The sequence below is a fragment of the Sphingobacterium sp. ML3W genome (genome assembly GCF_029542085.1).
Classification (GTDB): domain Bacteria; phylum Bacteroidota; class Bacteroidia; order Sphingobacteriales; family Sphingobacteriaceae; genus Sphingobacterium.
This window is the reverse complement of sequence record NZ_CP107036.1, coordinates 552,620-578,205: the sequence shown is the minus strand read 5'-3', so window position 1 is coordinate 578,205 and position 25,586 is coordinate 552,620. Positions and strand designations below refer to the sequence as shown.

The following is a 25,586-nucleotide window of genomic DNA, read 5'->3' as shown; positions in this document are numbered from 1 at the left end:
ACTGTGGCTACTTTAGACAACAACGCTTATTTTCATGCATTCAAAGAGGATATTTCGGACATCGAACTCCCCTTGCGATTTACCTTTCCATTTTGTTATGAACCACATGCGCTAGCCATTATCGCTGCGGAAGAACTTCAAACTTATCTGGAGACACAAAACGAGTGGACGCATAACTTTGGTCTTGAAGAAAATAACGATAGTCTTGCCATAGGCAAGATGTTTGGTATACTGGTTGTCCGAGATCAACAGCATCGGCTCGGATACCTGGCCGCTGTATCTGGCAAGCTTGCTGGCAGCAATAAACACCAATACTTTGTTCCCCCAATATTTGATATGCTGGAAGAGGATGGCTTCTTTCTGAATGAAGAGGTACACTTAAATGCCCTCAACAGGAAAATTGAATTTCTTGAAAACAGTGAAGAACTTGAACAAATAACAAGCAATCTCAATAGATTAAAAGGTCAATGGGATACACAGCTTGACCTGCTCAAAACAAAACTCAGAAGTCAGAAAAAAGAACGCAAGGAAACCCGAACAAGATTGCGTCCCCTCCTATCGGATGAGGACTACGAAATACTCATGGAGGATATGCGCAGTCAAAGCTTAAAGGACAAACAGGAGCTCCAACGCTATCAATATGACATGCGTCTGGCGCTGGAATCTGAAAACCTTAGGATCCAACAATTGCTTTACGAGATTTCTGTACTGAAAGAAGAGCGTAAAATGCGATCCGGAAATTTGCAAAAGAGACTTTTTGAACAATATAATTTTTTTAATGCAACAGGGCAGCACAAGAATGTCGTTGCTGTTTTTCAGGACTTTGACCAAAGTACACCACCCGCTGGTTCAGGTGAATGCGCAGCGCCGAAATTATTGCAATATGCTTACAGCAATAATCTCACACCTATCGCTTTGGCCGAATTCTGGTGGGGCTGCTCCCCTTCGTCCGAAATCCGTCGGCACAAAAACTATTACCCGGCTTGCCGTAAAAAATGTGAACCTATTTTAGGTTATATGCTTCAGGGCCTCAACGTTGACCCGAATCCCATGCAACAGGAAACAACACTGCAAACGGAACTACCGCAAATCTACGAAGATGAAGATATTATCGTCTTCAATAAACCAGCCGAGTTTTTGTCCGTCCCTGGGATATACGTTAAGGATTCGGTCTACAATCGTGTACTCCAACGTTATCCTGCTGCAGGCCCTATTATTATCCATCGGCTGGACATGTCCACTTCAGGACTCTTGGTCGTCGCTAAAAATAAAGAAGCCCATCAATTTATACAGGATCAATTTATACAACATACCATTGCAAAAGAATATATCGCTTTACTCGATGGCATTGTTGAACAGGAATCTGGTCTAATTGATCTCCCGCTTCGTGTGGATCTCGATGACAGGCCCCGACAGATGGTCTGCTACAGCTATGGCAAGCCCGCACAAACCAAATGGGAGAGAATCGCAATTGAAGGCGACAAAACAAGAGTCCGTTTCTATCCGCTAACAGGCCGGACGCATCAACTTCGCATGCATGCCGTACATCCAAACGGACTGAATACTCCCATTGTAGGTGATGATCTTTACGGCAAAAAAGCGAATAGATTACACCTCCACGCCGCTTTCATTAAGTTTATACACCCCAGTTCCAGACGGGAAATTAGCTTTGAAATTCCCCCTGATTTTTAGCGCGATTGACTATATCGTTACAAAAGTCAGCAAATATTTGCTCGGAAAATCATCGTGAAGTCAAAATGTGGATGATAATTTATTGACCTAAATCAATAATTTAAGACAAACAACTGAAAAACAACCATTTAAACCCAAAAAGAAATAAGTACATTTCCTTTATTACATTACAATAAAATTTTAAATATTCTTAATTTTTTGCTTCCTTTGTTCACTGATTTTTTGATTTTAATACTTATAAAGTCAGAAATAAAGTAAAAACAACAAAACAATTTTGAATTTTCAAGATTATAGCAATATAATGGAAGCTAAAATAAACACAAAAACCTTCATAACTAAACTCTTTTTCTCGATAACATTTCTGCTATCAGTGTCCATGGCCTTTGCTCAAACCAAAACGGTTACGGGCACGGTCAAAGACGCAAAGACAAAGACACCCATCGCTTACGCTACCGTGGCTGTAGTAGGTGCGCCTTCCGCAGCAGGAACTTCTACGTCGACCAACGCAAATGGAGAGTTTAGACTGGTGTTTCCGACATCTTATGTCAAAATCAGAGCGAGTTATGTCGGTTATGACAATAAGGATGCTTTCGTAACCAATGATGCTGTACAGTCAAAGGAAATTCTGATGGATGCACAGGACAATATGCTGGAAGAGGTTGTTGTCAAAGCAAAGAAGAAAAAATATAGCAACAAAGACAATCCTGCGGTTGCCCTGATCCGTAAGGTTATCGAAAATAAAGAGAAAAATCGCCTATCGGGACAGCAATACGCCGAATTTGATCAATACGAGAAGATGTCTTTGGGATTAAGCAATCTTTCTGAGAAATTTGTCAACAAGAAGATCTTTAAAAACTATCAATTTCTTTTTGAAACGGACGATTCGGCCAAAACAGCAAATAAATATGTGTTACCGGCTTTTATCGAAGAGAAAATGTCCAAAGTGTACTACCGTAAAGATCCAAGTAAGACCAAGCAGTATATACTTGGCGATCAACGGGCACAGTTTGACCCCAAATTTATCGATAACGATGGTCTAGCAGCCTACTTTAACAAACTCTACGAACAAGTTGATATCTATGATAATAATATCTCATTGGTAACAAATCAGTTTTTGAGTCCAATAGCAAACTCTGCCCCTACATTTTATAAATTTTTCATTACCGATACCATTAAGACTTCTCAACCATGGTTGGTTGAGCTGAGCTTCGTTCCCCGCAATAAAGCAGACATGTTATTTAAGGGGCAGCTTTATGTCACGTTGGATGGTAATTATGCAGTCCAGGGTGCTAATATGACTGTTGCCGATGATATCAATCTAAATTTTGTGCGCGATCTTCAGGTTCAGCTCAAATTTGAGAAAGATAACAAGAACAGATTTTACCTAAAAACCAGTACTTTAGGAATTGATTTTTCATTAACTGAAAAAGGAATGGGAATCCGGGGAAGCCGGACAGTCGACTACAATAATTATAAAGTTGGTATTCAGCAAGCAGATAGTATTTACGATGGTCCTTCTACAGTTATTGCTTACAATATAGAAAATAAGAAAGCAACCAAATCGTTATTTGAAACACAACGCCCATTGGCCTTGGCTCAGAATGAATTGAATATTTATCACAATATTGACACGCTACAAAAAATACCTTCGTTCAGAACCTTTATGGATATTGCGGCGCTACTTCTCTCGGGCTATAAACAAGCTGGTCCGGTTGAAATCGGCCCTGTGAACACGTTCTATAGCTTCAACCCAGTTGAAGGTTTTCGTTTACGTGTCGGTGGTCGTACAACAGAGTCATTGAGCAAACGTTTCTATGCAGAGAGCTACGCGGCCTATGGATTCAAGGATCAGAAATGGAAGTACTTTTTCAGTGGTACCTATGCCTTTAACAATAAGTCAGTGTACTCCTTCCCAATGCACTATATCAGGGCTTCGTACAAAAAAGACACCAAGATTCCGGGACAAAAGCTCGAATTTATTCAGGAGGACAACTTTTTATTATCATTCAAACGCGGTGATAATGACCGGTATATCTACGAGACAAACTACGGACTGGAGTATAAAAAAGAATTCCTGAACCATTTGGCAATTGGTGCTGGGTTTAATATCAACAAACAGTCTCCTGCTGGTAGTTTGACCTATCAGATGCTGGATGAAAATGGACAAAACAAGTTATTCAACGAATTAAATTCGACAGAATTATCTGTAAACGTTAGATATGCACCACATGAGGAATTTTATCAGGGCAAAATCTACCGTACACCGATTTTCAATCAATACCCGATATTCACGTTCAATTATACAGCAGGAATAAAGGGGTTGGCAAAGGGAGAATATAATTATCATAGTTTTAATGTAGGTGCGTTCAAACGCTTTTATTTAAGCCAGTTTGGCTTTGCAGATGTCACAGCGGAAGGAAATTATATCGCAGGAAAAGAGATTCCATTTCCTTTCTTAACGATCCATCGTGCAAACCAGACCTATGCGTATCAGTTAAACTCATACAACTTAATGAATTTTCTGGAATTTGTCAGTGACCATAACGCCTCTATCAATGTCCAGTATTACATGAATGGTTTCCTATTAAACAAGATCCCATTAATCAAAAAGCTTAAATTACGTGAGGTCTTTAGTTTCAAAGGTGTCTATGGTGGTCTTCGCAAAGAAAATGATCCAGACGATCCAAATTATGGCTCTAAAGTGTTTGCATGGCAACGCAATGCAGACCAAATTCAAAGTTCATATACATTCGGCTCTGAACCTTATATGGAGGCCAGTATCGGTTTATCTAACATCTTTAAGATTTTACGTGTAGACTACGTCAAACGTCTGAACTATCTTGACCATGTGGATGCTCCAGCTTGGGGGATCCGCGCCAGAGTCAGATTTGATTTCTAAGAGTTTCCGTAAATTTATATTATAATTTTGAGGCCCTGTCGATTGAGAGAATGACAGGGCCTCTTTTTGGTCTATTAAATACATCCTACTGCTCCTATTCGAGTGTTCTTCAACCCTACGTGCACAGTTGTTCGGGAGGCTTTCGCGAACTATTCGACTGCACATAGAGATAGCTGTACCAACAGTCAGGCATCTTCGACAACACTTCGGTCTTGCACCGAGCGGCTCTGTAAGCTATATTATAGGCTGCGAAATCACTAATACGATAGAACAGATGTGTGTATTTTATTTAGATTCTTTTCGGATCTTATTCGTATAGCTTTCGAACGTCGCCAAACTTGAACCAAGTATTCATCAGATGTTGACCAGGCAATTCTTGGTTGACATCTGCGCTAAGTCTGTTCTGAGTCTGCTTCTGATCTAGCTACAGCCGAACATGATACGAAGCAATCCCGAATCTTATATCAGCCGATCTTGTGGATCCAAATAAATCCCCCATAGGACTGAAAACGACAGGAAGAGATTTCTATGCCGAACAAAAAAGTTACGAAGCCTGACCAAAAGCAAAAAAAATCCCCCTTGCAAACAGCGAGGAGGATAAAATTAGAATATGACGATGGTTAGTTTTTCTTTTTAAAAGCATCTACACCGCTCTGTAGAAATGCCTTGTATTGCTCAACATTGTAATTTGCGCCACTTTGAGGAACCATTACCTGGCCATTTGGGTCAACGATTACATACAATGGTTGCGAATTGCTATTGAATGCAGAAGCTTGAAAATCACTATTTTTATTTCCAATAGTCTTTATTTTTTTATTACTATACTTGGAAACAAATTGCTCATTGGCAGGCAATTCAGTTTTATCATCCACGAATAACTCTGCCATAACAAATTCTTCTTTCAACAATTTGGCTACCGCAGGATCAGTCCATACGTTTGATTCCATTTTACGGCAGTTGACACAATTCCATCCAGTAAAGTCAATCAAAACGGGTTTGTTGAGTTCCTTTGCTGTTGCTAGAGCCTGATCGTAATCATAATAAGGATCAAAGCCTTTTGGTGTACCACGCCCATGGAATATCTCTGCATATTTTTTAACTTTTCCATCCGTATGTGCCGCGGAACTACTTCCAACCCCGGTAGATAAATCAAAATCTTGGGTTGCCGATGGCGGTAAAAAGGCTGAAATAGACTTCAAAGGCGCACCCCATAAGCCCGGAATCATATACACAACAAAAGAGAAAACAACAATAGCCAATATCGTTCTAGGAACGGACAGAAATTTAAGATCACTATCATGAGAAAACTTGATCTTACCAATCAGATAAAGCCCCATCAAACCAAATACCACAATCCATAGCGACAGAAACACCTCTCTGTCTAACCAATTCCAATGGTAAGCCAAATCTACATTTGACAAGAATTTCAAGGCTAGCGCCAGTTCTAAAAATCCAAGTACTACTTTAACACTGTTCAACCAACCACCCGACTTGGGTAGTGATTTAAGCATCGATGGAAACATCGCAAATAACCCAAAAGGAATTGCCAAAGCGATAGAGAATCCTAACATACCAATGGCTGGGCCCAATCGTTCACCTTTTGAAGCCGCTTCCACCAACAGGGTTCCGATGATCGGACCCGTACAGGAAAACGATACCAACGATAAACTAAATGCCATAAAAAATAGACCGATAAGCCCTCCTTTATCCGATTTGGCATCCATTTTATTGACAAAGGAACTCGGCAAAGTTATTTCGAATGCACCGAAAAAAGATGCAGCAAATACCACTAACAGTAAGAAGAAGATAAAATTAAAAATTCCATTGGTTGAAAGTGCGTTGAGTGCATCAGAACCAAATGCAATGGTAATAATCATCCCCAAAGCAACATAGATCACGATAATAAAGAGGCCATATAACAAGGCCTTGCTGATACCACTGGCGCGACTACCAGATTGCTTGGTGAAGAAGCTCACCGTCAAAGGAAGCATCGGAAATATACATGGCATCAATAAGGCCGCAAAGCCCCCAACCAAGCCCGCAATGAAAATACTCCAAAGCGATTTTTTACCGTTTTCAGCAGAATCTCCCACCTTAGCGGTCGCAGCGACCGTTTTGCTGGAATCAACACTTGCTGTCACCGTGTCTGGTGACTCTTCGAATGATAATGAATCTGGACTGATTGTACCATCCGTAAATTCGACACCTTCCATATTAGCCGTGCTGTCCTGCTGTGCAAACATAGCAAGAGGAAGAATAAGCAGGAATAAAAGGGTTAATAGTTTAAAATTAGTTTTCATCAGCGTATAATGTGTTTTTCATAATTTATTTGCTTTGAGACCTATTTATCGTTCCGATGTAAATAAAACCCGAGGAGTATGACACTCCCCGAGTTAACTATAAACATATGAAACTAAATCTTATTAGGCTCCAAATACAGGATTTGGTAGTCTACATATCGGTTGAAAGCCCAGAAAATCAACATCACTGGATAGATATCCCGGTTTAACAGGTTCTTTCTTAACCAAATCTGTGCTTAAATATTTTTTATTATCATCACATAGTAGCGTAACGACGACTGCATCATCCCCTAGCTCCTGCTGTAACTTAATCGCACCAATAACATTTGCGCCCGAAGAAATCCCAACGGCAAGTCCCAATTGCCTTGATAATTTCTGCGCCATAATGATCGAATCGCCATCATTGGCACAAACGACCTCATCCAATTCATTCAGATCAACAATAGCGGGTATAAATTCATCAGATATACCTTGAATACGATGTGAACCTACTTTATGTCCTGTCGTCAACGTTGGGCTCTCAGCAGGCTCCAAAGGATGTACGCGAACGTTTGGATTTGCTTTCCGTAAACTACGTCCTACCCCCATAACAGTTCCGCCTGTTCCCACACCGGCTACAAAGGCATCAGCTACCAAACCCTGCTCCTCCAATTGTTTAACAATTTCGTAACCAGTCGTTTTTTCGTGTGCCTCTGCGTTATATTGATTTTCGAACTGTCGTGGCAGAAAAACCCCACCTGCAGCAGCAAGCTCTTTACTCAAACGAATACTACCCAAAAAGCCACCCTCTTCTTTGCTGATCAACTGAATATCGGCACCCATACTACGGATAATATCGGTACGCTCTTTACTCAACCAATTCGGCATAATAATCTTCACCTGATGCCCCAAAGCCTTACCGATTGCTGAGAAGGCAATTCCAGTATTCCCACTTGTAGCTTCGATAACAACATCCGTTGGTCTAATCTGGCAATTCATATATGCTTTATACAAGATGTACAAAGCCATTCTGTCTTTGATACTACCTGTTAAATTGTAATTCTCACATTTTACAAATACCCGGCCTGGCTTACCTTTGTAGGTATACTGCAATTCCAACATTGGTGTGTTTCCAACCAATCTCCACAAATGCTTAAATCTTTTGTCCAATGCCGGTGATAAGCACGCACTTAGTAATTCTTGTTCAGCCATTTTTATATAAATGATTATTCTGTTGCAAAATTGACCAATAACAAGATATTATTCAATAGATGACTATAATTTCAAGAAAAATTAAATAAAAACACACAAATAACAATAAAATATCCATTCAAACATTGTAATTTTACAGCAACACCGAAAATATTCAGATTATGGAATTAGATGAAATTGATTTAAAACTGCTACGCTTATTACAGCAAGATGCTTCACTAAGTAATAAAGAACTGTCTTTCGAATTGAATAAATCAATTGCAGCAGTACACGAAAGGGTAAAAAAATTAAAAAGACTAGGCTATATCAAGAAAACTGTGGCAATCTTGGATCGGCATAAAATCGGTATCGGATTAATTTCGTTTTCGCAGGTATTCCTCAAAGCACACACCTTCGAGGTGCTGAATGAATTTGAAAAAGAAGTGGCTAAATTTCCTGAAGTCATGGAATGCTATCAGATGGCGGGGTCTTATGATTTCATGTTGCGTATTGCCACCAAAGACATGGATGCCTATCATATCTTCTTAAGACATCGCCTTGCTGTATTACCGCAAGTCAATACGGTACAGACTTATTTTGTGTTATCGGAGACAAAGAGTGAAACCGCCTATCCCTTGTAATTAGCAGATTCGATCTAAAAAATAAGGTATTGATTTACACAAAATCAATACCTTAAATCAATCAATCAATCAATCAATCAATCAATCAATCAATCAATCAATCAATCAATCAATCAATCAATCAATCAATCAAATAGCAAAGTTCCGCTGACATTCCAGCTACTGAAACTTGTACCTTCAGGAGCTCCCTGCGAGATCTGAACCTGTAATTTGTAATCACCAGCTTTTAAATCGCCCAAGTCGATATAAATCGGTGGAGTCACTGTTCCTGGGCACCAGTTGGAACGGCTTAGGTCAGATGAAGATAATCCAGTGGCAAAATTACCTGAAGCAGGGTTAGATAAACGATAAGAACCGCAATCGTTGCGCCAAGGCGTGTATTTAAAGAGCAAGGTATCGTTTAGAAAAATGCGGTTTTCTTTGGGAACAAACTCATCACCATTCCCCCAGCCTCCATGACCGGTCGTGATATAACGTAACTGTACATTTTTAGCATCCTGATCCAAACGAAACGACAGTGTCAGTCCTTTATCCTTATCGAACATAGATCCATACTCCTGTCCACCCATTTCCATCACATTGGTCGTCGTAAATAATGACATCGTCTTTTTCAGATTTCCTTCCGAACCCGCCTCAAAACCTGGATGAATTGTAAGCTCAACACTAACTTCGTGACCATTCTTATCATAGTTGCCAATGAAAGCACCTACGTACACTTCTTGCTCACTTAACATTCCTGCAAGCTCAGACACATCCTGTCTGTAAAGAACAGAATCTTGCCAAACCTTATCCTTTAACTGAAGATAGTTAAACTGCTTAACACCAAAGGGTGTAAAGAAACGCATCAATTCAACAATAGGTTCGAAAGTCGCTGTTCTTACCACTCCCTGATAACTCTTGCCGTTTCCATTTTCGTACTTCGGTAAGGTTGACATGCCATTTTTCATACCATCCAAAAAGCTCTGTGCTTTATTGGCTGGTATAATAAAAACGGATCCGGTACGGTCGTATGCATCTCCTTTTGATTGCTCCACAAGCTGAACGAACACATTATCGCTAGCTTTGATTTTTGGTATTTTGACTTTCTTGACAATCACTGTACCATTGGCAAAACGTAGGATTGAATCTGATTTGGTATCATCTGAAAAACGAATGCGTTCCTTTTGGAAAACCGGAAGTTGGACAAAACGGTTCTTCCAGATAAGATCTTTATAAGAGAGCTCATCATAGCGTTTCTCACTTCCTTTTAACTTCAATTGTTCAGGAATGGCCTTGACTTTCTCTACTTTTGTTGCAAAGATGCGTGTATTGCCATTTCTGATCACCTCTAACACCAAGCCAAGGTCCTGCCCTAGTTCACTCGGTGCTCCTTTTACCCCAAGTTTGTCCGTATACCAGACTTCAATCTTATTGGAATTGATACTGGTTTCCACTTTCTTACAGGAATACCCCAAGATGGTCTTGGTTTCGTTAGTCGGGTTGAATTTCTGTTTGGAGAGCGCCAAAGAGTCTCTTGTCAGGATAAGGGAACCATCTTTCAGTTTCGCAATCTTAAGCAAGGTATTTCCAGATGATCGCTCCACCAGTACGCGTTCGTAAGGCGGCAACAATTGTCCTTTTATATCTTTTTCCGAACTCACATAAGTTTCATTTGCATTGGCATAGACCAGTACCCCATTCTGATTGGCGGGTGTATTGCCATTAAAACTTTGATTGTACTGGATCACATAGCTCGTTAGCTTCTGGGCATAAGAGGACAATGACAGACATAAAATTGAAACAAAAAGGATATTTTTCTTCATAGTACGCATATTGGATTAGACACAAAAATAAGAAAGGCTTTAGGAATTCCTAAAGCCTTTCTTATTTTATGCTAAAACGTTTATTTTATCAACCAGATATCCAAAAGATAAAAGGCCGCAAAGATGACCGAAGCGTAGCCATTGGTGGTCATAAAATCGCGGTTTACCCGACTTAAATTTGTCGATGAAAACAGCGTATGCTGATAGATCAAAAGTCCACCATAGAAAACCACACCTAAATAATAAATCCAACCAACAGGCATTAAAAACGCTGGTATTAAAACAAATATAAAAGACAGCATGTGTAAACATTCGGATACCCGCATCGCTCCTTTGGTTCCCAACCAGACTGGAATAGAGTTCAACTTATTGGCGCGGTCAAAAGCTTCATCCTGCAAGGCATAAATAATATCAAAACCACTCACCCAGGTCAGCACAGCAAAGCCATATAGGACAGGTACAGTTGCAAATTGCCCCGTGATAACGAGATATGCTCCGATCGGCGCTAAACCCAATCCTGCACCTAATACCAAATGGCATAAAGGCGTGATACGTTTGGTATAAGAATAAAAAAGCACCACAAAAAGTGCAATCGGTGATAACATAAAGCACAGGGAATTTATAAAATAAGTCGCTACGACAAAAAGTAAGCAATTGACGATGGTAAAGATCAGCGCATTTTTGGCAGAAATCTTCCCTGCAGGAATATCCCGCATTGCAGTTCTCGGATTGATCGCATCAATATCGCGATCCAAATATCTATTGAAGGCCATCGCTGCATTTCGCGCCGTTACCATGCACAATAACATTAATAGTAATAGTTTCCAAGAAAAGGCATATTCAGTGGTATGCAGCGCCAAAAAGAAGCCAATAAGGGCAAATGGCAATGCGAATACACTGTGGGCAAATAAAACTAAGGAAAGATACTTCTTCATGAGATGATCTTATTAGACTTTAAAACGTTCGTCATCCTATCCCCGACAATGATCAGATTGACGAAGCTATTGTGTTGAACCAATATTTATTTTTTTGAAATACTTAAAACGGCATTCTTTCTTCTGGCTCGGGCCCTACAAATCGACGGTTGACCTCATCAATGGTCTCCAAAATAGGCTCGTGACCTAATTTCTTTTCAGCCGAAGTTAAAAAGACCGTTGGTACCTCCTCAAACCATTGCAAAAGCTCCTTCTTAAATTTCGCGATATTTGCATCAGATTTCACTGCAGATTGTTTATCTGCCTTGGTAAAGACCAACATAAAAGGTAGACCGCATTCGCCCAACCAGTAACAGAAGTCAAGATCGATCTTCTGCGGTTCAAGACGACTATCCACCAGAACAAATACACATTGTAGATTGTCTCTATGTGTCAGGTATCTACGAATGAATTTCTCCCATTCATTGCGACTCGTTTTGGATGCTTTTGCGAATCCATAACCGGGCAAATCGACCAGATACCACGTGTCGTCTATTATAAAATGATTGATCAATTGAGTCTTACCAGGTTTTTGAGAGGTCTTGGCAAGTCCCTTCTTATTTGTCATTGCATTGATCAAAGAAGATTTACCTACATTAGAACGACCTATAAAGGCGTACTCAGGCAAATTTGGCGCAGGTAATTTGTCAACTCTCGTGTTGCTACACACGAATTCGGCTTTTTTTACTTCCATGGAACAAAGGTACATTAAATGAATCCGTTTGACAAGGTTTCTGCCGCTTCTATGGTATAAAAAACTTAATGGTCATCTTGTAACATTTAACCCTGTTTACATACTAATAGTCAAAATAAACAAGTGTATATTTGATAACACAGGATATATGCTCTTTTTTCTCCATACAGAATTTAATTAAACCTTAGAAAAGATGTTACTCGAAATCAATCATGTCACCAAGGATTACGCCAATCATCGCGCATTGGACGATGTATCCATCCAGATTCCAAAAGGAAAGATTTTTGGGCTACTGGGACCCAATGGGGCCGGAAAAACATCACTGATCCGTATCATTAACCAGATCACTGCACCCGACTCCGGTGAAATCCGATTTAATGGGGAATTATTAGGCGCACAGCATATTGCCCAGATAGGCTATCTTCCGGAAGAACGTGGTCTCTACAAGAAAATGAAAATCGGGGATCAGATGCTTTACCTGGCACAATTGAAAGGGCTTTCAAAAAAAGAAGCATTACTTCGAATACACGATTGGTGCGAACGACTTGATATAACTTCATGGTGGGACAAGAAGATTGAAGATCTCAGCAAAGGAATGCAGCAGAAAGTGCAATTTGTGGCCACCGTTATTCACCAACCGCAATTGATTATCCTTGATGAACCCTTCTCAGGTTTTGACCCAGTGAATGCCAATATCATCAAAGAACAGATCCTACGGTTAAATGCTGAAGGTGCTACAATTATCTTCTCCACCCATCGTATGGAAACGGTAGAAGAGCTCTGCGATCATATTGCTTTGATCCACCGCTCCAAGAAAATCCTGGATGGTCCCGTACAAGATATCAAGAAAGACTATAGAAATCAAACCTATACTTTGGAATTTACCCCCAATGCAGAAGGCATTGACATCAGCAATGAAAGTCTATTTAAAATTGTCAGATCCTCACAAAAAGAAAATATTTACAAAACTACTATTCAGTTAAATAAAGATGTTAATATAAACAATGTATTAATACAACTATTACCAAAAATACAACTCAATCAAATCATTGAGATTGTCCCTTCCATGGCAGATATTTTTATCCAGAAGGTTACTGAGGTCTCACCTTTATCCCCAGATCATGCATAAGATATTACTCATTATCCAACGGGAATATCTATCCCGAGTCAAGAAAAGATCATTCATTGTGATGACTTTCGCGGTCCCGCTCTTCTTTTTTGCGCTGTACGCAGGTATGTTTTACCTAACAAAAAAGAGCTTTAAAGATGCCCATACAGAAGTCTTTATCATTGATCAACAGGGCGACTTCGCCAATAAGCTTCAAAGTAATAAAAATGTAAGCTATAAGAAGAGTCAGCTACCTCTGCAGGAACAAAAACAACGCCTGGCCCAAGAGCAAACCAAACAGGCCATCTTGTATATTCCTCAAGATATCCTGACGACACAAAAGGCTGAATTAATCACCAGCGGCAAAACAAGTTTTGTCACACAGGAGATTATCAGTGGTCAGTTGGAAGACATCATTCGGGAAAAGGAATATAAAGCCAAAGGGATAGACCTCAAACTGATTCAATCCATTAAACCAAAAGTGGATATTGAGGCGAAAGAAATAACGGCAGACGGTGAGGAAAAAAATAGCAATACGGCAATAGCAATGGGAATTGGTGTCGCCTTGGCTATTTTGGTTTACCTTTCCCTCTTTCTCTATGGCGCGCAAGTCATGCGAGGTATCATTGAAGAAAAAAGCAATCGCATTATTGAAGTTATTATTTCTTCTGTAAAACCCTTTCAGCTAATGATGGGCAAAATTGTAGGGATCGGTATGGTTGGCCTTACACAATTTGTGATGTGGCTTGTACTCACGTTAGGACTCTTTCTTGTGGCTACTACATTATTTGTCAATCCACAAGACATACAGGAAGTCGCCGCCGGCCAGCCTGGAGCGGCCAATATGGGAACAGTATCCAAAGCAATGGGACAAGGTGGTTCTGCCTCTATTCTCGCTTCAATCCAAAGTTTCAACTTCACAGAGGTTATTGTATTCTTCTTTCTGTTCTTTATAGCAGGTTACCTCCTCTATAGCGCTATATTTGCTGCTGCGGGTTCTGCCGTAGATAACGAAACCGAGGCCAATCAGTTTTCCATGCCGATCACCATGCCCCTATTGTTGACGTATATTCTTTCTTTCGGAGTTATCATTAACGATCCCAATGGTCCAATTGCCACCTGGCTGAGTTTTATTCCATTTACATCCCCCATCGCTATGCTAGTTCGCATTCCTTTTGGTGTCCCCTTATGGCAGATATTAACTTCATTGGCTTTGCTTATTTTAACTTTTCTATTGATCACTTGGGTAGCTGCACGTATCTATCGTGTAGGGATATTGATCTATGGAAAGAAAGCCAGTCTCAAAGAAATCATCAAATGGTTTAATTATAAAAATTGATCGGACCGATCGACAGGCATATAAAGAAGCGAAGGCTGGATTGTACTTTACAATCCAGCCTTCGCTTTTTATCAATCTAACTATCAAATCCTCAGTTCAAACAGATCCATAAACCTGCTTTTCTTTCAGTATGACAACTATATGGCAAATGGGTTAATATCTAATATTGAACTTCTGAAATACAAAATGCCATAGCCATATCGGGCCTATCAGTAGAAATTGCAGAAACTGCTTTCCAGTAATTGCCTTTTTCTCTTTTCCTTTACCGAGAAACAGTGTGACTAACGCCAGCAATGCGATCGCCAAGCATACCCATATCACCGCAGGACCACCTTTTTTTTGTACATATTCCAACTGAACAATAAAAAAGCTCATTGCTCCTATCGAGAACAAGATTGCATAAGACAAGGTTGCGGATAATTTCAGGTAAAAATAGATGATAATTGCAATGAAGAAAGAACCCCAATTCAAAAAGGTGTGCCAATTGAGCTTCACCAAAAATTCGAACTGTGGAAAAGGAATCATCCAAATACAGCCCATCACACCGAAGAATAACAGCGGCAAAAAGATGATCTGAATAATACGATTGGTTGGATCTTGAAAATTAGCATCCAATTCCTCAAAATAGGTATCTACTGGACGTTTCGGTTCTACTTCCTGAACTTTCTTCTTTTGTTTCATTCGGCAAATTTAATAAATATTGATCTGCATAAACCGTCGAGCGGAATAATATTCTCATTTTTTTGGTCTGTCACTTGTCATTATATGCTTTCTTCGACCTTTAACTGGCAATCTCCTCTCCAATTACGTAATATTGCAACATGAAGTCTTACAAACATATCTTATTTGATCTCGATGGTACGCTGACAGACCCTGCTGAAGGCATCACCAAATGCATTGCGTATGCACTCGAAGCAAAAGGAGTACATACGCCTGATTTAAATAGTCTGAAGCCATTAATTGGCCCTCCGTTGAAAGATACCTTCATGCATACCTATGGATTTGAAGAAAAGGAAGCTTTGGCTTGTGTGGACAAATACCGTGAACGCTTTGCGACCCAGGGTTTATATGAGAATCTGCTCTTTGATGGCATCCCCGAATTACTGGAAGGACTAAAATCGAAAGACTATAAGGTATACTTAGCCACCTCCAAACCCGAAATTTTTGCACATAAGATTTTACAGCATTTTGCAATCGACAGTTACTTCGATTTTGCTGGCGGAAGTGCATTGGACGATTCTAGACCGACCAAGACAAGTGTCATTCAGTATGTATTGGACAAGGCCAACCTGATTGATCCACAGCACTGTATTATGATTGGCGACCGCAAGCATGATTTAATTGGCGCCCGAGAAACGGGCATGGATGCCATCGCTGTGCTTTATGGTTATGGCAGTGAGGAAGAACTTATGAAGGAAAAGCCAACCTATCTGCTGCATAGTGTGGATGATTTAATGGAGTTTTTTGGCACATAAACAGATTTTCAGAAGAAATAACTATGTTCGCTCAAGTGGACCGCCGAAAACTTCCCCGCGTCAAAATATACAGCAAAAAAAACGCCCCAATAAATGATTGAGGCGTTTTTATTATTCGTTTACCAAAGATCCTGTATTGTTTTTCAGGACTCTTCCATACGTTATTTCGCGTAAGATACGGATCTTGTCTCCCGGATGACAGTCACTTTAATCTGACCTGGATAAGTCATTTCAGTCTGTATACGGTTTGAGATATCAGCTGCTAATATTTCTGATTGCGCATCCGATACTTTTTCACTCTCAACGATGACACGTAATTCACGACCCGCCTGTATCGCAAAAGTTTTCTCAACACCAGGGTAAGAAAGTGCTAAATCTTCAAGTTCTTTCAAACGTTTGATGTAGCTTTCAACAACTTCACGACGTGCTCCAGGGCGTGCTCCTGAGATAGCATCACAGGCTTGTACCACAGGAGAAATTAAGGCTGTCATCTCAATTTCATCGTGGTGAGCGCCAATGGCATTACAAACATCTGGATGCTCCTTATATTTTTCAGCCAATTGCATACCTAGAATTGCGTGCGGCAATTCAGGGTTATCATCAGGCACTTTACCAATATCATGCAATAGTCCAGCACGTTTGGCATGTTTTACATTCAATCCCAACTCAGCAGCCATTGTTGCTGCAAAATTGGCAACCTCACGGGAGTGCTGTAAAAGGTTCTGACCATAGGAAGAACGGTAACGCATACGTCCCACCATACGGATCAGTTCAGGATGCAATCCATGAATACCCAGATCAATGGCAGTACGTTCACCAATCTCAACAATCTCGTCTTCAATCTGTGTACGTGTTTTTGCTACAACCTCTTCAATACGAGCTGGGTGGATACGGCCATCCGTAACAAGACGGTGTAAAGCCAAACGCGCGATCTCACGACGTACTGGATCGAAACCAGAAAGGATAATTGCCTCCGGTGTATCATCAACGATGATCTCTACACCTGTTGCAGCTTCCAATGCACGGATATTACGGCCCTCACGACCAATAATACGACCTTTAATCTCATCATTTTCGATATTGAAAATGGAAACGGTATTTTCGATTGCAGATTCAGTAGCTGTACGTTGGATCGTTTGGATAACGACTTTTTTCGCTTCTTTCGTCGCGGTTAATTTCGCTTCGTCTACAATATCCTTGATCTGAATCATTGCTTGGGAACGAGCTTCCTCGCGCAATGAATCCACCAGTTGGTTTTTAGCTTCGTCAGCTGTAACACCAGCGATGCTCTCCAATTGTTTGATCTGTTGTAATTTTAAAGCCTCGACTTCTTCAGATTTCTTTTCATTAAGTTCAACCAATTTATCCAATTGCTTCTTTTTGGTATCCACATCCTGCTTATCGCGATTGATGCTTTCAAGCTTTTGGTTAATAGATTGTTCTTTCTGTCTCAACGTATTTTCCTTTTGGTTGATGGTGTTGTTACGTTGATTCACCTCCTTTTCATGTTCGGATTTTAATTGAAGGAATTTTTCTTTAGCCTCTAAAAGGCGTTTCTTTTTAATGTGTTCTCCTTCTTGCTCTGCATCTTTTAGTATGCTATTTACCTTATCTTTGGCTTCCTGTTCTTGTTTTTTGAATAACAGAACCAGCAGATAACGACCTATAACTACACCAACAATCAGAGAAATTATGATATAAATTGCGACGTCCATGTATGTATAATTGTATTATATATGTTTGTTTTTATTAATTATTAAATTTCAATAGTATAAATATCTTCACCACTCTTTGAACTGGACACAAGCCGATTTAACGCCATTGATATCCAGATATACTTTTTTCAGGAATACCAACGATTGAGTCAGACAGGTCTTACATTGTATGCAAACAGGCCCAACGCATGATGGTTTCAAAACAAAAAAAAACCGCAATTAAATTTAAACAGGTCTCATGTATTATTAAACTTCGTGATTACATAATTAGGCTTAGATTATGACCCAGATGGCTTTCGCAAAATGGCCTATATCTTTTTGCGCCTGTAATATTGAAGCGTTAAGTTTAAAATAGTGACAACCCGAATTTAATTGCGGCAAATTCGTCGTTTTAAGCTCTAAATATAAAGAACGTAAATTTATTTGTTAAAGAAATCCGTCAACAACTGATCAAGCTCCTGTACTGAATTCTCCAGCCCCACTTCGTGGTTCTGGGACTGTCGCTCCGCATTTAACATTCGCGTAGCGAACTGCAATACACACATGGATAACAAATCCTGTTTATCTCTAACAGTATAGTTTTCCTGCAATTCCTTTACTTTTTCATTTATCAATTTCGCAGCATGTCGAATCACTTCTTCCTCCGCGCTTTCCACCCGAAGGGGATAAACACGATCTGCGATATTTATTTTTATGGAAATCTCTCCCATTTCTTTGAGCTTTTTAACGTTGTATTAGTTTAAATTCCGATAATCTCCAAATTCCAACTACTTCAACAAACTAATACACTTGTCTATTTCTCGCACAAAATCGTTAATTTTTTGTTTTGTGTCAAGTATTTTTTCATTAATTGCTTCCTTATCCGTTTCTGAATCCAAGGTTCGGGCTACTGCCAGCGCCTTGACTTTCTCTTCCAACTGCTTGCTTTTATCGTTGCTCGCGTCGAAAGCCACTTTTAAGGATTGTACCTCTAATTTAAGCAAATCATTTTCTTCTTGCAAGACTTCGCACATTTGAATTAAGTTTTTCGTTTTCTCAACGATCAGATTCATTTGTGAAGACAATGTTGCCATAGCGTAAATCGAATATTACCAATTAATGTTATATATCTAATTAACCACGCACCTCTGCGCTTAGTTCCTTCTCAAAATTAACAATTAATTTTTGAACTATCGCATCAATTTGTTTATCGGTCAATGTTTTTTCTTCGTCTTGCAAGATAAAGCTCAGAGCATAAGACTTTTTCCCTTCCGGAATTTTATCACCTTTATACACATCAAACACATTTACCTCCTTTAAAAGCTTGCGTTCGGTCTTTTGAGCGACAAATTGAAGCTTATCGAAGCTCACATTTTCGTCAATCAACAGGGATAAATCACGACGTACAGCAGGGAATTTCGACACTTCTTTATATTGAATACTATTCTTGCGAATGATTTTCATTAAGACATCCCAGTCAAAATCTGCAAAGAAAACCTGCCCCTCAACATCTGCTTTTTTCAAGTTGGCATTAGCTACCGCACCGAAAGAAACCAGACATTTCTGACCTTTCATATAACTCAATCCGTAGGCAAAATGATTGCTCGGTGCATCTTGTATTTGTATGCCCTCAATCTTTAGACGTTTGACAATGGTATCAACTGCAGCTTTAAGGTTATAGAAATTGACATTACCTTTTTCGCTATTCCACTGTTCAGCTTCCTCTCTGCCTGTTATTGCAAAAGTCAAATGCTGCGTTTCTTTAAATCCCTCACCGTCCAACGCATAAGTTTTACCGAATTCAAAAAATTTCAGATCAAAATTTCTACGCTTCTGATTATATTCAATGGCATTCAACACGGAGAATAACATGTTTTGACGCATGGTATCCAAGTCCGAGCTCAAGGGATTGAACAATCTGACAGCAGTTTCACTGTCGTCTGCATAATCAAGCTTTGTCAACGAATTTGCCAATATTTCACGGAATCCATTACCGATCAATAAGTCCGCAAGCTGATTTAAGACGACTTCTTTATCTGGTTTTTCGACCGTGTTTAAGGAAGCCTTAATTTGGGATTTTAGTTCAATGTTATTGTAGCCGTAAATCCGTAATACCTCTTCCACCACATCCACTTCGCGGGTTACATCGACACGATAAGCAGGCACTAAAACATCTAGTCCCGCAGCTGTCTCCGAAGCAATCTCAATACCAAGGGCAACGATAATGGCTCTAATTTCCTCATGTGGGATTGCTTGCCCAATTAAACGTACCACGTTCGCATAGCTCACATGGAATGAGAATGGTTTAATTTCGACAGGATATACATCTTTCAAGGTCGAAGATATCTTCCCCCCAGCAATTTCCTGAATCAACAATGCCGCACGTTTTAACGCTTCTACAGTAATGTTAGGATCTGTACCACGTTCGAAACGGAATGAAGCATCTGTTTTCAGACCATGTCTTTTAGAGGTCTTACGCACTGATACAGCATTAAAATAAGCCGATTCCAAAAACACATTGGTTGTTTCTGTCGAAACACCTGAATGTGCACCACCAAAAACACCAGCGATACACATTGGTTTTTCAGCATCAGCAATCACAAGGTCTTCAGCAGAAAGCGTCCGTTCCACAGCATCTAGGGTCACAAACTTCTCCCCTTCTTTTGCTGTACGGACAAGCACCTTGTTACCAGCAATTTTATCCGCATCAAACGCATGCAATGGTTGGCCAAGGTCATGCAATATATAATTGGTGATATCGACAATATTATTGATTGGACGTACACCGATCACATTTAATTTTTCTTTCAACCAATCAGGCGATTCTGCAACCTGAACACCGGAAATATTGATCCCGCTATAACGTGGACAAGCTGCGGTGTCTTCGACGACAACAGCTGTACCAGCTTCCTCAGCCGCTTGAAAGGCCGAAACATCCGCTTTTAGGATATTCGTACGGAAATAAGCAGCGATATCGCGTGCTACACCTAAATGGGATGCCGCATCCGCACGATTCGGTGTAAGGCCTATTTCGTAACGGTAATCATCCTGAATATTGAAATGATCTTTCACCAATGTCCCTACCGCAACATCAGCTGGCAATTCAACAATACCGGCATGCGATGTACCTAAACCGATTTCATCCTCACCACATAACATACCTTCGGATACTTCGCCACGAATTTTAGATTTGGTAATCTTAAAGGGTTCTCCGCTCAAGGGGTGACATGTTGTACCTACTGTTGCCACAATTACTTTCAATCCAGTACGGCAATTTGGCGCCCCACATACGATATTTAGTAATTCAGAAGTGCCTACATCAACTGTAGTAATGCGCAATTTATCAGCATTCGGGTGTTGCTCACAAGTTTTTACTTCGCCAACGACCAAACCATCCAATCCACCGGGGATACTCTGTACAACGTCCAGTGCCTCTACTTCCAATCCTGTGTTTGTCAAGATCAAAGATAATTCCTCCGGCGTCGAATCTATATTAACGTGTTGTTTTAACCAATTATATGAAATGTTCATCTCGAATTTGATTTGATGCACAAACTTAGATAAATTTGACTTTGTATGCAATTATAATTGCGTAGTATATCAATTTATCCCTGTCAATACATGCATTTTCCCAGGCGCTCACCCGACTATAGTCTTACTGTTACTCGCATTCTTTGCAATCTGCCATATCCTGATTGCCACCCACCTTGCTCGTTATAATGCACTGAGAAAACAGGATTTTTAAAGATTGAAAAAAATCGAATAGAAGATGACTATGAAGTTGGTTGATCGACAGCCTAATTCAATCTTTGCCTTGGGATGCGCGTTAGATCTACATCCCAAGGCTCGATCATGTTATACTCATAGGGAATAGGGTTTACGAATCTACCACCTACAAGCGACCTATCCTAACAGCGGGTAGAATGATAACATTTATTTACACGAATTAACACAACTTTACATTTATTTACATAAGAACCGCTATTTCACTGTTTTTAAACCGAATAGTAACCGCTATTTTTTAATCAAAATTCAATCATTTCCATAAAAATAATATGTAACTTTGTGCTTTAATTTGAAGAACGTTCAAAACAAACATTTATAATGATTCATTTCTTTGAGAACCCATCGAACACCGTATATGGTGTTCAAAGCGTAAACTCTTTATCACAAGAAGACATTACTAAACTCAACTGGCTATTCGGCAACGCCAAAAAACTCGACGACCAAACCCTTAACCATTACTTTGTAGGCCCCCGCGCAGCGATGGTCACTCCTTGGAGTACCAATGCAGTAGAAATCACACAGAACATGGGTATTGAAGGAATTGTTCGTATCGAAGAATTTCAACCGGTACCAGCAGATTTCAATGATTTCGATCCAATGATTTCACAAAAGTTCAGTACGTTGACGCAGGATATGTACACGGTCAACATCACACCAGAACCTATCTTGGAAATTGAAGACATTGATGCCTACAACAAATCCGAAGGATTGGCATTAAATCCGGAAGAAGTGGCCTACCTAAACAATCTTGCCACCAAATTGGGCCGTCTTTTAACAGACTCCGAGGTCTTTGCTTTTTCACAAGCCAATTCTGAGCACTGTAGACATAAGATTTTCAATGGTACATTTATCATTGATGGTGAAGAACAACCTACTTCCCTATTTAAATTAATCAAGAAAACTTCCGAAACAAATCCAAATGAGATTGTTTCTGCGTATAAAGACAACGTAGCCTTTATTAAAGGCCCACGGGTCACCCAGTTTGCACCTAAATCCGCTGACAAGCCTGACTTTTACGAGGAAAAATCTTTCGATTCTGTTTTATCCGTAAAAGCCGAAACCCACAATTTCCCAACAACTGTAGAGCCTTTCTCTGGAGCGGCGACAGGATCTGGTGGTGAAATTCGTGACCGTATGGCCGGTGGTCAAGGCGCGATTCCTTTGGCGGGTACCGCGGTCTATATGACAGCCTATTCACGTCTATTGCAAGATCGTCCTTGGGAGAAAGCAATGCCAGAACGCCAATGGCTTTACCAAACACCAGTGGATATCCTCATCAAAGCTTCCAATGGAGCTTCTGACTTCGGGAATAAATTTGGACAACCCTTGATTACGGGATCTGTACTAACCTTCGAACATGAAGAAGAAGGCCGTAAGCTTGGTTATGACAAAGTCATCATGCAAGCTGGTGGTGTCGGTTATGGAAAATTGGATCAAGCCAAAAAACATACCCCAAAAATAGGTGATAAAATCGTCATCTTAGGAGGTGAAAATTACCGTATCGGTATGGGAGGTGCAGCAGTATCCTCTGCTGATACAGGCGCTTTCGGGTCAGGCATTGAATTGAATGCCATTCAACGCTCAAATCCGGAAATGCAAAAACGTGCGGCCAATGCTGTACGAAGCTTAGTTGAAGCAGATCATAACCCAATTGTTTCTATTCATGACCATGGCGCTGGTGGACACCTCAACTGTCTATCCGAATTGGTAGAGGAAACAGGCGGTTTAATTGATCTTGATGCACTTCCGGTAGGTGACCCTACTCTTTCAGCAAAAGAAATCATCGGTAATGAGTCTCAGGAAAGAATGGGCCTGGTGATTGCTGAAGATGATATTGCAATCCTAAAGCGTGTTGCTGATCGTGAACGTGCACCAATGTACACCGTAGGTGACGTCACCGGAGATCACCGCTTCACATTTGCATCAAAAAGCAATGGTGCCAAACCAATGGATTATGCCTTAGAGGATTTCTTTGGTTCATCACCAAAGACCTTTATGCGTGATAAAATAGTTGCTCGTAATTATGCGGATCTTACCTATGATTCCGCGAATATCCCAAGCTATTTAAATCAGGTACTACAATTGGAGGCTGTGGCTTCCAAAGATTGGTTGACCAATAAAGTGGACCGTTGTGTGGGTGGCCGTGTTGCCAAACAACAATGTGCAGGTCCATTACAGTTACCTTTAAATAACGTTGGTGTCATGGCTCTTGATTACAAAGGAAAAGAGGGTATTGCAACAACGATAGGACACTCCCCTGTAGCAGCATTAATTGATCCGGCAGCGGCTAGTAAAACTGCTATCGCAGAATCATTATCAAATATCGTATTTGCACCGATTATAAATGGTCTTGCAGGCATCTCATTGTCAGCCAACTGGATGTGGGCAGCAAATAACGAAGGTGAAGATGCTCGACTTTATCAGGCTGTCAAAGCTTGTTCGGATTTTGCAATCGCATTAGGAATCAATATCCCTACAGGAAAAGACTCCCTGTCGATGAAGCAAAAATATCCAAATGGTGAGAATGTAATTGCTCCTGGTACATTGATTATTTCAGCAGCTGGAAATTGTACGGATATTACCAAAATAGTTGAACCTGTCTTAAACAAAAATGCAGGATCCATTTACTACATCAATCTATCAAAAGACAACTTCAAATTAGGTGGTTCGTCTTTCGCTCAGATTGTCAACAAATTAGGTACAGAAGTTCCTACAATCCAAGATGCGAACTATTTCAAAACAGCATTCAATACCGTTCAGCAATTAATCAACGATAACCAAATCGAAGCCGGTCATGATATCGGATCCGGTGGTTTGATCACGACCCTTTTGGAAATGACATTTGCAGATGTGAATTTGGCTGCAAATTATGACCTTTCGGGATTAAATGAGTCTGATGCTGTAAAAGTATTGTTCAGTGAAAATATTGGACTTGTACTTCAAGCTAAAAATGATACTGTTTTCGAGCAAGCTGTTAAAGAAGCTGGCGTAGATGCCATAAAAATTGGCCATGCAGTAGCAGGAAGCACCGTTACCATCAAAAACGGAGAAGAGAACTTCAGCTTTGATGTTGCGGCAACACGTGATGTTTGGTCGACCACTTCATTCCTATTGGATTCGAAACAATCGAAAAACGGAACTGCACAACAACGTTTCGATAACTATAAAAATCAACCTTTAACATTTACCTTCCCAAGTCAGTTCAACGGCAAAAAACCGGTGATCGATGGAAGTAAAGCACGTCCAAAAGCGGCAATTCTTCGGGAAAAGGGCTCCAACTCGGAACGCGAGATGGCAAATGCGATGTTCTTAGCAGGTTTTGATGTGAAGGATGTTCATATGACTGACTTGATTTCAGGCCGTGAGACTTTGGAAGACATTCAATTTATAGGTGCTGTTGGTGGATTCTCCAACTCGGATGTACTGGGTTCGGCAAAAGGATGGGCCGGAGCATTTCTCTACAATGAAAAAGCGAAAAAGGCATTGACCGATTTCTTTGCACGCCCAGACACGCTTTCGGTTGGTATCTGTAATGGATGCCAGTTGTTTATGGAATTGGAAATGATTAATCCGGAGCACGAGGTTCATGGTAAAATGTTGCACAACACTTCGGGCAAACACGAATCAAATTTCATTTCCGTGAAAGTTCAGGAAAATAACTCCGTTATGCTTTCCACATTAGCAGGAAGTACATTGGGTGTTTGGATTTCACATGGTGAAGGAAAATTCAATCTACCGTATGCAGAGGAACAATACAATATTGTTGCGAAATACGGTTATGAGCAATATCCACACAATCCAAATGGCTCGGATTACAATACAGCGATGATCTGCGATAAAACTGGTCGCCATTTGGCCACAATGCCGCATATCGAGCGCTCAATTTTCCAATGGCATTGGGCAAACTATCCAAAAGGACGTCAGGATGAAGTTTCTCCTTGGTTAGAAGCTTTCGTCAATGCACGCAATTGGATTGACAATCAAAGCAAGTAATAAGTACAACATAAAAGCT

General features: G+C 40.3%; 17 protein-coding genes. 7 read left to right on the top strand and 10 right to left on the bottom strand.

The genetic code is table 11. The annotated features are described in order from the left end of the window. Positions 1-3: 3 nt before the first annotated feature. Positions 4-1,692 carry an RluA family pseudouridine synthase gene (locus tag OGI71_RS02400; RefSeq protein ID WP_282253700.1) on the top strand — a complete coding sequence of 563 codons (1,689 nt, stop codon included), beginning with the start codon at positions 4-6 and terminating at the stop codon, positions 1,690-1,692. 376 nt (positions 1,693-2,068) lie between these two features. Further along, positions 2,069-4,591, top strand: coding sequence for a DUF5686 family protein (locus OGI71_RS02395; RefSeq protein WP_282253699.1), 2,523 nt, complete (start codon positions 2,069-2,071; stop codon positions 4,589-4,591). Positions 4,592-5,211: 620 nt separating this feature from the next. Here the strand turns inward: OGI71_RS02395 and OGI71_RS02390 are convergent. Continuing rightward, complete coding sequence (locus OGI71_RS02390; protein ID WP_282253698.1) at positions 5,212-6,891, bottom strand: cytochrome c biogenesis protein CcdA; 1,680 nt, start codon at positions 6,889-6,891, stop codon at positions 5,212-5,214. A gap of 123 nt (positions 6,892-7,014) precedes the next feature. Next, positions 7,015-8,082: a PLP-dependent cysteine synthase family protein gene (locus tag OGI71_RS02385; RefSeq protein WP_282253697.1), complete on the bottom strand. Its 1,068-nt coding sequence runs from the start codon at positions 8,080-8,082 to the stop codon at positions 7,015-7,017. Between the two features lie 158 nt (positions 8,083-8,240). On the opposite strand from OGI71_RS02385, the gene OGI71_RS02380 reads away from it, so the two are divergent. Then, complete coding sequence (locus tag OGI71_RS02380) at positions 8,241-8,702, top strand: Lrp/AsnC family transcriptional regulator (protein ID WP_120260864.1); 462 nt, start codon at positions 8,241-8,243, stop codon at positions 8,700-8,702. A gap of 125 nt (positions 8,703-8,827) precedes the next feature. Here the strand turns inward: OGI71_RS02380 and OGI71_RS02375 are convergent, their stop codons facing one another. From OGI71_RS02375 to yihA, 3 genes are all read right to left on the bottom strand, one after another. Continuing rightward, complete coding sequence (locus OGI71_RS02375) at positions 8,828-10,504, bottom strand: PNGase F N-terminal domain-containing protein (RefSeq protein ID WP_282253696.1); 1,677 nt, start codon at positions 10,502-10,504, stop codon at positions 8,828-8,830. 80 nt (positions 10,505-10,584) lie between these two features. Further along, positions 10,585-11,439, bottom strand: coding sequence for a UbiA-like polyprenyltransferase (locus OGI71_RS02370; protein ID WP_282253695.1), 855 nt, complete (start codon positions 11,437-11,439; stop codon positions 10,585-10,587). A gap of 103 nt (positions 11,440-11,542) precedes the next feature. After that, positions 11,543-12,172, bottom strand: a complete 630-nt coding sequence (yihA, locus tag OGI71_RS02365; RefSeq protein WP_282253694.1) for a ribosome biogenesis GTP-binding protein YihA/YsxC — start codon at positions 12,170-12,172, stop codon at positions 11,543-11,545. A gap of 193 nt (positions 12,173-12,365) precedes the next feature. Between yihA and OGI71_RS02360 the strand changes: the two genes are divergently transcribed. After that, positions 12,366-13,301 (top strand): ABC transporter ATP-binding protein, encoded by a 936-nt coding sequence (locus OGI71_RS02360; RefSeq protein ID WP_282253693.1) that lies wholly within the window; start codon positions 12,366-12,368, stop codon positions 13,299-13,301. Continuing rightward, on the top strand, positions 13,294-14,619 hold the full coding sequence (locus tag OGI71_RS02355; protein ID WP_282253692.1) for an ABC transporter permease: 1,326 nt from the start codon (positions 13,294-13,296) through the stop codon (positions 14,617-14,619). The genes OGI71_RS02360 and OGI71_RS02355 overlap by 8 nt, the downstream gene beginning before the upstream one ends. 153 nt (positions 14,620-14,772) lie before the next feature. Here the strand turns inward: OGI71_RS02355 and OGI71_RS02350 are convergent, their stop codons facing one another. Then, positions 14,773-15,300 (bottom strand): Mpo1-like protein, encoded by a 528-nt coding sequence (locus OGI71_RS02350; RefSeq protein ID WP_282253691.1) that lies wholly within the window; start codon positions 15,298-15,300, stop codon positions 14,773-14,775. Between the two features lie 140 nt (positions 15,301-15,440). Between OGI71_RS02350 and OGI71_RS02345 the strand changes: the two genes are divergently transcribed. Continuing rightward, entirely contained in the window at positions 15,441-16,094 is a 654-nt protein-coding gene (locus OGI71_RS02345; protein ID WP_282253690.1) for an HAD family hydrolase, read from the top strand. Positions 16,095-16,255: 161 nt separating this feature from the next. Here the strand turns inward: OGI71_RS02345 and rny are convergent, their stop codons facing one another. The 4 genes from rny to pheT form a co-directional block, all read right to left on the bottom strand. Continuing rightward, positions 16,256-17,809, bottom strand: coding sequence for a ribonuclease Y (rny, locus tag OGI71_RS02340; protein ID WP_120260856.1), 1,554 nt, complete (start codon positions 17,807-17,809; stop codon positions 16,256-16,258). A gap of 419 nt (positions 17,810-18,228) precedes the next feature. Beyond that, positions 18,229-18,519 (bottom strand): cell division protein ZapA, encoded by a 291-nt coding sequence (locus OGI71_RS02335; protein WP_077432704.1) that lies wholly within the window; start codon positions 18,517-18,519, stop codon positions 18,229-18,231. Between the two features lie 57 nt (positions 18,520-18,576). Further along, on the bottom strand, positions 18,577-18,882 hold the full coding sequence (locus OGI71_RS02330) for a hypothetical protein (protein ID WP_077432703.1): 306 nt from the start codon (positions 18,880-18,882) through the stop codon (positions 18,577-18,579). A gap of 40 nt (positions 18,883-18,922) precedes the next feature. Next, complete coding sequence (gene pheT, locus OGI71_RS02325; RefSeq protein WP_282253689.1) at positions 18,923-21,319, bottom strand: phenylalanine--tRNA ligase subunit beta; 2,397 nt, start codon at positions 21,317-21,319, stop codon at positions 18,923-18,925. 573 nt (positions 21,320-21,892) lie between these two features. On the opposite strand from pheT, the gene purL reads away from it, so the two are divergent. After that, complete coding sequence (gene purL / locus OGI71_RS02320; RefSeq protein WP_282253688.1) at positions 21,893-25,567, top strand: phosphoribosylformylglycinamidine synthase; 3,675 nt, start codon at positions 21,893-21,895, stop codon at positions 25,565-25,567. Positions 25,568-25,586 lie beyond the last annotated feature (19 nt).